Annotated in this window: 8 protein-coding genes and 1 pseudogene; 2 read left to right on the plus strand and 7 right to left on the minus strand. The window is 57.5% G+C overall.

Translation table 11 applies throughout. The annotated features are described in order from the left end of the window. Positions 1 to 28 precede the first annotated feature (28 nt). The 7 genes from ACTQ3R_RS11770 to ACTQ3R_RS11800 are packed head-to-tail and all read right to left on the minus strand — an operon-like array spanning position 29 to position 8,500. Positions 29 to 1,141 (minus strand): transglutaminase domain-containing protein, encoded by a 1,113-nt coding sequence (locus ACTQ3R_RS11770; RefSeq protein ID WP_441779375.1) that lies wholly within the window; start codon positions 1,139 to 1,141, stop codon positions 29 to 31. 29 nt (positions 1,142 to 1,170) lie between these two features. Further along, positions 1,171 to 1,761, minus strand: a complete 591-nt coding sequence (locus ACTQ3R_RS11775; RefSeq protein ID WP_441779374.1) for a lactate utilization protein — start codon at positions 1,759 to 1,761, stop codon at positions 1,171 to 1,173. A gap of 22 nt (positions 1,762 to 1,783) precedes the next feature. Further along, complete coding sequence (locus tag ACTQ3R_RS11780) at positions 1,784 to 2,644, minus strand: YitT family protein (protein WP_441779373.1); 861 nt, start codon at positions 2,642 to 2,644, stop codon at positions 1,784 to 1,786. Positions 2,645 to 2,674: 30 nt separating this feature from the next. Further along, the gene (locus ACTQ3R_RS11785; RefSeq protein WP_441779372.1) at positions 2,675 to 4,918 is read right to left on the minus strand and encodes a DNA gyrase subunit A; all 2,244 of its coding nucleotides are present in this window, start codon (positions 4,916 to 4,918) and stop codon (positions 2,675 to 2,677) included. 44 nt (positions 4,919 to 4,962) lie between these two features. Beyond that, positions 4,963 to 5,829, minus strand: coding sequence for an L-serine ammonia-lyase, iron-sulfur-dependent, subunit alpha (sdaAA, locus tag ACTQ3R_RS11790; protein WP_441779438.1), 867 nt, complete (start codon positions 5,827 to 5,829; stop codon positions 4,963 to 4,965). After that, complete coding sequence (gene sdaAB, locus ACTQ3R_RS11795) at positions 5,829 to 6,503, minus strand: L-serine ammonia-lyase, iron-sulfur-dependent subunit beta (RefSeq protein ID WP_441779371.1); 675 nt, start codon at positions 6,501 to 6,503, stop codon at positions 5,829 to 5,831. Before sdaAB ends, sdaAA begins: the two co-directional genes overlap by 1 nt. 11 nt (positions 6,504 to 6,514) lie before the next feature. Further along, positions 6,515 to 8,500, minus strand: a complete 1,986-nt coding sequence (locus ACTQ3R_RS11800; RefSeq protein WP_441779370.1) for a DNA gyrase/topoisomerase IV subunit B — start codon at positions 8,498 to 8,500, stop codon at positions 6,515 to 6,517. 172 nt (positions 8,501 to 8,672) lie between these two features. Between ACTQ3R_RS11800 and ACTQ3R_RS11805 the strand changes: the two genes are divergently transcribed. Then, complete coding sequence (locus ACTQ3R_RS11805) at positions 8,673 to 9,173, plus strand: hypothetical protein (protein WP_441779369.1); 501 nt, start codon at positions 8,673 to 8,675, stop codon at positions 9,171 to 9,173. A 75-nt stretch (positions 9,174 to 9,248) separates the two neighbouring features. Beyond that, positions 9,249 to 9,347 (plus strand): annotated as a pseudogene (locus ACTQ3R_RS11810) (AbrB/MazE/SpoVT family DNA-binding domain-containing protein); the annotation flags it as partial. Positions 9,348 to 9,744 lie beyond the last annotated feature (397 nt).

Here is a 9,744-nt window from a genome sequence, read left to right on the forward strand (position 1 = left end):
CGGTTTTGGCAAGGGAAAGCAGGGGAATCTAGGCGCCTGCTCCCTGAGCGCTCTCCTCCTGAGGTCCGCTGACCGGTACCAGGTTGGTGTCCCAATGATAGCCCAGCTCCTCCATCTGTTGGTCGGTTCGGGGGGCATAGGGGCCGGATTGGGAATCGGTCAGGTCCAAATGGCGCCAACCGGAGCTGATCTGCACCATGTTCCAGAAGTGGGGCTGGCCGTTGAGGGTTCCCTCTACCACCCGGAATGGCAGGACCAGATGCTGACACAAAGCAGCCATAGTCAGTGCGATCCCTTCGCTGTTGGCACTTCCCTGGTCCATGAGGGCACATACGCTGGAACCTCCGGCCGGGTCATAAGTACCTGCGGAGACGATGGAACGGGCGGCCTGTTCGATGCGACTGTCACCGGAGAGCGCGGCAAAGGGGGCGGACAGGGACTGCAGCCAGTTGGTGAGGGCAGCCTTTTGCTGCTCCAGTTTAGAAAGGTCATCGGGATAGGTCAGCAAAATCTCCACGATCCGCTGCTGGCCGCTGGCAGGGTAGAGAAATACCTGGAGCTGAGGCATCCCCAGAGCGGAGGAAGGAGCGTTATAGTAAGCCTGGCGGGCCAGATCCTGGATAAATTCCTCGTCCTCATTAAAGTAACTGATGCGCAGGACACATTCCGACTGGAAGGCGGACATAGTGCTGGCCAGCTCACTGCGGATGGCAGTGGTGCCGGTAGCCTGGACAATGGAGGCCACCTGCTCCTTCGTGCGGCGGTAGGTGATGTTCACCGTGGCTTCCGAGTAGGCTACCACGGAGCTGAGGCTGAACGTGATGTATTCCACCGCATAGGCGCCCAAGGGGTCCTCATGAGCCACCTCCAGACAGGCGGCGTTCAGGCTGGCGTCCAGATCCTCCTCATCCATATAGAGGCGAACGGTTCCCTTTTCCGTGCCGGTGGTGACGAAGTAGATCAAGGCATTGACCAGCTCCTGATAGCTGTCTGCCCGCAGAATAGAGGGGTCACCATCTGCGGTAGGAGCTGCGTTGTGGGGGGTAATATAGGTGTACTCCTGTTCCAAAAGGGAGGAGCACCCGGTCAATGTCAGAGCAGCAGCGGTGAGCAGAGCGAGGGCACGGCTGGAATGGCTCATAGGTGCGCCTCCTTCCTGTAAAATAGAGATTAGTAGCCCAAGGGCTCATCCACCAGAACGATTTCCATCTGCTCGGTGCCTCTTGGCTTTTCCCACAGCACTACCAACGCCCGGCAGATGCGATCGGGGCTCTGGCAGTTGTAGCAGCGGTCCCCTTTGGCGGCGCAGGGAGTTTTCATGCCCAAACGCTGAGCGTTTTTGGGAGAGGCGATGTTCCGGGCACGCCAGAGGGCGGCATCATAGTCGGGGGCAATCTTGTTGGAACCCACCACAAAGTAGACTCGCTTGTGGCCGTACAGGGTGGAGGCCACCCGGTTGCCGGTACCGTCGATGTTGATAAGTTCCCCAGTCTCCGCCAGGCCGTTCACTGAGGTGATGTATACCTGGGTGTTGATGGCATCCATCTGGGAGCCGCCCTCCCAGTGCCAGATCACCTGATTGTGCTTGGAGAGCAGGGGATAGAGGTCCATGTCTTTCAAGGTTACCGAACCGCCGAAGGCCACGCTGGTCTGGTCAATCTGGCTGTCCAGATAGTTGGCGGCCTGCTGAGCGGTGGCAAAGTGGGAGACCTGGTAGCCCAGTGCCTCCAGCGTGCGGGACAGCTTTTCATAGTCGATCATAACAATGTCTCCTTCCGCATGTTTACAGATCATTTTGATGGTAACGGCCAAAGCCCAGACCCAGAACCTCGTGGGCGTTGCAGACGATCATAAAAGCATCCGGGTCGCACGTTTGGACGATCTGCTTGAGGGTGACGATCTGGCGCTGCTTAAAGGCGCACATGAGCACGTTCCGGGGTTCTCCCGACCAGGCGCCCTCTCCGTGAAGGATAGTGACACCCCGGTCCAGCTGCTCAAAAATGGAGTTGGAGACCTCCTTCGGACAGACTGTGACGATATAGGCTACCTTTGAGGTATCCATGCCATAAAGTACCTGGTCCATCACTACGCAGGAAATGTAAAGGGCGATCAGGCCGTAGAGGGCGCTGTACAGGCTTTGAAAAACCAGAGATACCCCACCTAGCATCACCAGATCCACAGCCATCAGCAGCTTGCCCATGGGCAGCCAACCGAAGGGGAGCTTCAGCAGCCGGGCGATGAGGTCGGTGCCGCCGGTGGTGGCTCCCTGGGCAAAAATAACGCCGATGGCAAACCCTGTGATGGCACCGCCGAACACTGCGGCCAGAATAGGGTCAATGGGGGAAAACGTAAACAGAGAGGCGAAGACATCCACCAGAATAGAGGTGGCGGCCATGGCATACAGGGAAGAGAGCAGCACGCTGCCGCCCAGAAATTTCCATCCCAGCAAAAACAGGGGGATGTTGGCTACCAGTACCACCGTACCGATGGGCACGGAGGGAATGAGAAAGTTCACAATCTGGCCCAAGGCTGTTATGCCGCCAAGACCGATGTTGTTGGGAACATATAACCAGTCGAAACCTAGAGCGAAAACGACAGAAAACAAGGTGATCAGGCCATAGCGGCGCAGCAGAGAGCGAACCATGCCCACTCCTCCTCTCTATATTGTAAGTGGTTACAGCAGAGTCATCTGCTCTTCTCCCCGGTCCTCTTCTTTGAGCAGGGCGCCGGCGATGGGCAGAGAACGGGCCCGATAGCGGGCAGTGTTGACAATGGAGGTCTCATGCAAAGGCAGGACCTTTTCCACTTTATATTTGGGTTTCAGGGTCATTACATTGACGCCTTGGGTGTTCCGGGTGGTTTTGGGGTTGAGACTGGCGGTATGGAAGACCATGCACCGGCCTTCCGTGGAGATGACGGCAGCTTCAAAGTCCTCCTTGAGCAGGAAGGCGGCTACCAGGGGGGCCTTGTCCGAATAGGCGCCGGTGAGCTTCTTGCGCCGGGTCTGGGTCTGATAGGCAGAAAGCTCCACCCGAGCGGCCTTGCCGTTGTCAAAGAAGAACAGCACCTGCCCGGAGTAGTCTCCCGGCAGACAGGCCCAGATGGCTTTTTCCTCCGGCTCCATGCCCAGCTTGGTGGGCAGGTAGTCTCCCAGAGCGCTGGCCTTGGTGTCCTCAAAGTCACTCAGGCGGGTTTTGTAGCACTGCTGCTTATCCGTAAAGACCAGAAGCTCTTCCCGGTTGGAAGTTTCCCACTGGAGGAAGGGGCCGTCCCCTTCCTTATATTTCTGTTCACTGGCCATACGCAGGGACTGGGGAGTGATTTTCTTCAAATATCCCTCTTTGGAGAAGAACAAGTGGACGGGGTAGTCGGGGATGTCCTCCTCCGGGTCGGCAGCCTCCTGAAGCTGGTGGTCGTAGACGATGTCTGTGCGCCGGGGAAGGGCGTACTTCTTCTTGACCTCTTCCAGCTCGCCAATGATGATCTTCTGAATGCGCTTAGGGGAGTTGACAGTGTCCTCCAGATCGGCGATCTCATCCTGAAGGGTGTCCACTTCCTGGGTACGCTTGAGGATGTACTCCTTATTGATATTGCGCAGGCGGATGTCGGCCACATACTCCGCCTGGACCTGGTCGATGCCAAAGCCGATCATCAGGTTGGGGATGACCTCCGCGTCCTCCTCGGTGTCCCGGATGATTTGGATGGCCCGGTCAATGTCCAGCAAAATGCGCCGCAGACCCTTCAACAGGTGGAGCTTCTCCTTTTTCTTGCTCATGGAGTAGTAGACCCGCCGGCGTACCGAATCCATCCGCCAGGCTACCCACTCCTCCAAAATCTGCCCCACACCCAGGACACGGGGCATGCCAGCGATGAGAATGTTAAAGTTGCAGGACTGGCTGTCCAGCAGGGGGGTAGAGCGGAAAAGCTTCTGCATGAGCTTATCCGGATCGGTGCCCCGCTTTAAGTCGATGGTGAGTTTCAGGCCGCTGAGGTCGGTCTCGTCCCGCATGTCGGCGATTTCCTTCACCTTACCTGCCTTGATGAGCTCGGCCACCTTGTCCATAATGGCCTCGCTGGTGGTGGAGTAGGGGATCTCATAGACCTCAATGAGGTTTTCCACCTTGTTGTAGCGCCATTTGGAGCGCACTTTAAAGGAGCCCCGTCCGGTGCGGTAGATCTCACCCAGGGCGTCGGCATCGTAGAGAAGCTCGCCGCCGGTGGGCAGATCGGGTCCTTTTAAGGTAGACATAATGTCATGGTTGGGGTTTTTCAGGAAGGCAATAGTGGTGTCGCAGACCTCACCCAGGTTAAAGCCGCACAGGTTGCTGGCCATACCCACGGCGATGCCCTGGTTGGCGCTCACCAAAACGTTTGGGAAGGTGGTGGGCAGGAGGGTGGGCTCCTTCATCTTGCCGTCGTAGTTGTCTACAAAGTCCACGGTGTCCTGGTCAATGTCCCGGAACAACTCGGCGCAGATGGGGTCCAGACGCACCTCGGTATACCGGGAGGCAGCCCAGGCCATATCACGGGAGTAGACCTTACCGAAGTTGCCCTTGCTGTCCACCAGAGGATGGAGCAGGGCACCGTAGCCACGGGACAGGCGGACCAGGGTATCGTAGATAGCCGCGTCGCCATGGGGATTCAGCTTCATGGTCTGGCCTACCACATTGGCGCTTTTGGTCCGGGCACCCCCCAGCAGCTTCATCTGGTACATGGTGTACAGAAGCTTGCGGTGGGAGGGCTTGAAGCCATCGATCTCCGGAATGGCACGGGAGACGATGACGCTCATAGCGTAGGGCATATAGTTCAGTTCCAGAGTCTGGGTGATGGGCTGTTCCAGCACCTCAGCCCGCAGCCCCATGACATTGGGGTTGTCCGACCTGGAATGATTGGATTCAGAGGCTTTTTTCTTTGCCATTGGTGATCAGTCCTTATTTCTTAGTCCGTGGTACAATCAGATTCTCAGAGATCCTTTGGAGCATACTGCTGCCCAAAGGGGGTGGCGGCCAGACCGCCCTTGCCCGTCTCACGAAGGGTGTGTGGGAGGGAGCGTCCGACTTCGGCCATGGCGTCCAGCACCTGGTCCGGGGGGACCCGGCTCTCAATGCCCGCCAGAGCCATCTGGGCGGCGGACAGGGCGTCCATGGCCCCGATGACGTTGCGCTTGACACATGGGACCTCGACCAGTCCGCCCACCGGGTCGCACACCAGTCCCAGAAGGTTTTTTACCGCCATGGCACAGGCGTTGGCCATCTGCTCCGGGCTGCCCCCCTGGAGGTGGACCAGGGCGGGAGCGGCCATAGCGGCGGCAGAGCCGATTTCCGCCTGACAGCCCCCCTCGGCCCCGGAGATGGAGGCCCGAGCAGCAATGATCATGCCAAAGCCGGAGGCTACATAGAGAGCCTCCACCAGCTGGTCGTGGGTAGCGCCGAACTGGGTTTCGTAGGGCAGCAGCACCGCGGGCAGTACCCCGCAGGCCCCGGCGGTGGGAGCGGCCACGATCCGTTTCATACAGGCGTTGCACTCTCCCATTCGGAGAGCCCCCGCCATGACCTGAGACAAGAAGGGACCGCACAGGGTGTGTCCTTCCTGGGCGTATCGGGCCATTTTCCCTCCGTCGCCCCCCACCAGACCACTGTGGGAGCGGTCCTCCTCCCGGTAGTCCCGGTCGGAAGCTTTCATGGTGTCCAGCAGAAAGGACATCTTTTCCCAGGACTGTTCGGGGGTGATGCCCTGGGCGTGGCAGTCGCAGCGGCGGATGTTGTCCCACAAAGGCAGACCGGAGCGGGCGGTGTCATCCAGCATCTGCTGAATGGAAGTAAAATCGATCATATCGTCTCTCCTGTTTGGGGGGTGTAGCAGTTGACCCGGAGAATACCGGGCAGGGCACGAATGGTCTCTGCTGTGGCCTGAGGGATGGGCTGGTCACATTCGATGACCATCACCGCGCTCTCTCCCCGGCCGCCCCGGTTGAGTTGGAGGGTAGCTACGTTGATGCCCTCCTGAGCCAGTACCCCGGTGACCTGGCTGACACAGCCGGGTTGGTCGGAGTTGTGGACCACCAGAGTGGGCAATTCTCCGGAAAAGGAGGTGGACAGTCCGTCCACCTGGAATACCTTTACCCGTCCGCCTCCCAGGGAGGAGGCGCCCATCTCCAGCCGTCCGCCCCAGATGCCCTCCAGCTGGATGAGCACGCTGTTGGGGTGAACGTCCCGAAGGGTGCGCTGGCCGAAGGCGAACTGCAGCCCGTGCTCTTTGGCCAGCTCAAAGCTTCCCGGCACGCGGCTGTCGTCGGGGGAGAGGCCAAGCAATCCCGCGATGAGGGCCTGGTGGGTGCCGTGGCCCTCACCGGTGGAGGCAAAGGAGCCGTGGAGGAAGAGGTTGGCGCGCACCGGTTCCTGGCCCAGCAGGGCACGGGCCAAAAGGCCGATGCGCACGGCCCCCGCCGTGTGAGAGCTGGAGGGGCCCACCATGACCGGGCCCAGAATGTCGAAGAGGTTCATAGAGCGCTCCTTTATGAGATGTCGGCCAGCTCCAGATATTCATGGCCGTGGTCGGCAATGTGGTTTTTCCGGCCCTGGAGGTCGTCTCCCAGCAGAAGGTCAAAGACCTGGGCAGTGCGCTCCACATCCTCGGGCATGACCTTGATGAGCCGCCGGGTTTCGGGATTCATGGTGGTCAGCCACATCATATCCGGGTCGTTCTCGCCTAGACCCTTGGAGCGCTGGACATCGCACTTCTTTCCTTCCAAGGAGGCGACAATGTCATTCTTCTCCTTGTCAGAGTAGACAAACCAGGTTTTTTCCTTGCAGGTAATTTCGTACAGGGGGGACTCGGCGATATACACATACCCCTCCTGAATGAGGGTGGGGGTCAGGCGGTAGAGCATGGTGAGAATCAGGGTGCGGATCTGGAAGCCGTCCACGTCTGCATCGGTACAGATAACCACCTTGTTCCACCGCAGGGCGCTTAAATCAAAGGCCGCCAGATCTTTGGCCTTCTTGTCGTGAACCTCCACGCCGCAGCCCAGGACCTTCAGCAGGTCGGTGATAATCTCGCTTTTAAAGATCTTTCCGTAATCCGCCTTCAGGCAGTTCAAAATCTTGCCACGAACGGGCATAATACCCTGATATTCCGCGTCCCGGCTTAATTTGACGCTGCCCATGGCCGAGTCGCCCTCCACAATGTAGAGCTCCCGGCGGGAGACGTCCTTCGTGCGGCAGTCCACAAACTTCTGCACCCGGTTGGAAATATCCATGGAGCCGGTGAGCTTCTTTTTGATGTTCAGCCGGGTCTTCTCCGCGTTCTCACGGGCCCGTTTGTTGATGAGCACCTGCTCGGCGATCTTTTGGGCATCGATGGGATTTTCGATGAAGTAGACCTCCATCTGGCTGCGGAGGAATTCCGTCATGGCCTCCTGGACAAATTTGTTGTTGATGGCCTTCTTGGTCTGGTTTTCATAGCTGGTCTGGGTGGAGAAGTTGTTGGATACCAGTACCAGGGCGTCCTGAATGTCCGGGAAGGTTATTTTGCTCTCGTTCTTGGTGTATTTATTCTGCCCTTTCAGGTAGCTGTCAATGGCGGAGACGAAAGCGGAGCGTACCGCTTTGTCCGGGGAACCTCCGTGCTCCAGCCAGGAGGAGTTGTGATAGTGCTCGATGACTTGAACCTTGTTGGAAAAACAGAAGGAGACGGACAGCTTTACCTTATATTCTGGCTTGTCCGCCCGGTCCCGGCCCTTCCGCTCAGTCTGCCAGAAGACGGGCAGGGTGAGCGCATCCTCGCCGGCGAGCTCAGCCACATAGTCCTGAATTCCGTTTTCATAGCGGAAGTCGGTGGTTTCAAACTTACCGCCGACTTGTTTGCGGAAGCGGAAGGTGACCCCGGCATTGACTACCGCCTGGCGCTTCATCACGTCCTGATAGTACTCAGGGGGGATGTTGATGTCGGTAAAGACTTCCAGATCAGGCTTCCAGCGGATGACTGTGCCGGTCTTTTTTCCCTTGTCGGTGGGCTCCTTTTTCAGCCCGCCGATGTTTTCACCTTTTTCAAAGTGGAGGGAGTATTTAAAGCCGTCCCGCCACACCGTGACGTCCATGTATTCGCTGGCGTATTGGGTAGCACAGGAGCCTAATCCGTTTAAGCCCAAGGAATATTCATAGTTGTCTCCGGAGAGGTTATTGTACTTGCCTCCGGCGTACAGCTCGCAGAAAACCAGCTCCCAGTTATACTTCTGCTCCTTTTCATTCCAGTCCAGGGGACAGCCCCGGCCCTGGTCCTCCACCTGGATGGACAAGTCCTCAAAGCGGGTGACAGTGATGAGACTGCCGTGGCCTTCTCGTGCCTCGTCAATGGAGTTGGACATGATCTCAAAGACTGCGTGCTCGCAGCCCTCCAATCCGTCGGAGCCGAAAATAACGCCGGGCCGCTTGCGCACCCGGTCGGCACCCTTCAGGGCGGAGATGGCATCGTTGCCGTAGTTGTTGGTTTTCTGGGCCATAATGTCGATTCCTCACAATTCAAAGCCGTTCCAAGGGGAGCGGAAAATCACATAAACATACACGATAATATTACCAGATATGGAACGAAAAAGTCAAGGATAGGCCAGTGGTTGTGGAGATGGCGCATAAAGAGGGAATTTTTGCAAAAGATGGAGGCAAGGAGGCAGAGAAATGGAATGTTTTCAAGTAATTGAGTCCGGAGAAGGGATTGAGACAGCCATTTTGCGCGGACTGTCCGTCCAAGGAGGGCTGTCCGGGCAGCGCTGCAGTGACCGGCACCCAGCCCTGTTGGTGGTATCCCCCAGAGCGGTGCTGGAGGGCAAGAGACTGCCCCGAGCCTGTCGGACGGTGCTGCTGCCCGGCAATGGCGGGGATGTGCTCCGGGGAGTGCGGGCGGCCAGCGCAGTAAGTTATGGACCCTCCCCCAAAGACAGTTTGACCATCTCCAGCCGGGAGGAAAACCAGATGTGGGCCACTCTTCAGCGGGAAGTAGTGACCTTGGATGGGCATGTAGTGGAGCGGCAGGAATTTCCCATCCCCCTGGTGCGCCGGGGAGAGGAGATGTCCGCCCTGGCGGCGGCGGGAGCATTGCTTCTTCTGGGCGTACCGCCCCGAGAGGTGGGACGGGGACTGCTCCCGGAATCGGGAAACTGGAAAACAAAGCCATGCTAAAGTTCGCATATGCTGGCAAATCTTGCGGATAATAATCCCGTCTAAGGAATTTCAACCACAGGAGGCAAAATATAGATGAAAGCAACTGGCATTGTCAGACGAATAGACGACCTGGGCCGTGTGGTCATTCCCAAAGAAATTCGGCGTACCATGCGGATTCGGGAGGGCGACCCGTCACAGACAACATGGTCATGGTGGGAAGGGTTCTGCTTTGGCATGCTCGATTTGAACAATAGGAAGGGTTGGTAGTGGTGCACAGTGACCAAAAAATTCCTTTCAACGATACATATTCGAGAAGGGCAAAAAATCCTGCACAAATGGAGTTTGTGCAGGATTTTCAAGGGTTGTGTGGGAAAAGAACTGTCTCCGTGTTGTCAGCGAGGGCGGAATTTGTTGTGCAGTAGCACAATAAGTGGGCAGACTTGCTTTGTACTGACAAGACAGATGGATGGAAGCGATGGATAAGGTACAATAAGTTGCGCAAATTGAAAATCGCATAAAAGAAGACATAGCTTGCAGGCTCTGGTAGAATGAAGTTACCACACAAACATTCGAAAGGAGCAAGCAAACT

It is taken from the genome of Lawsonibacter sp. LCP25S3_E2, assembly GCF_052117285.1.
Classification (GTDB): domain Bacteria; phylum Bacillota; class Clostridia; order Oscillospirales; family Oscillospiraceae; genus Lawsonibacter.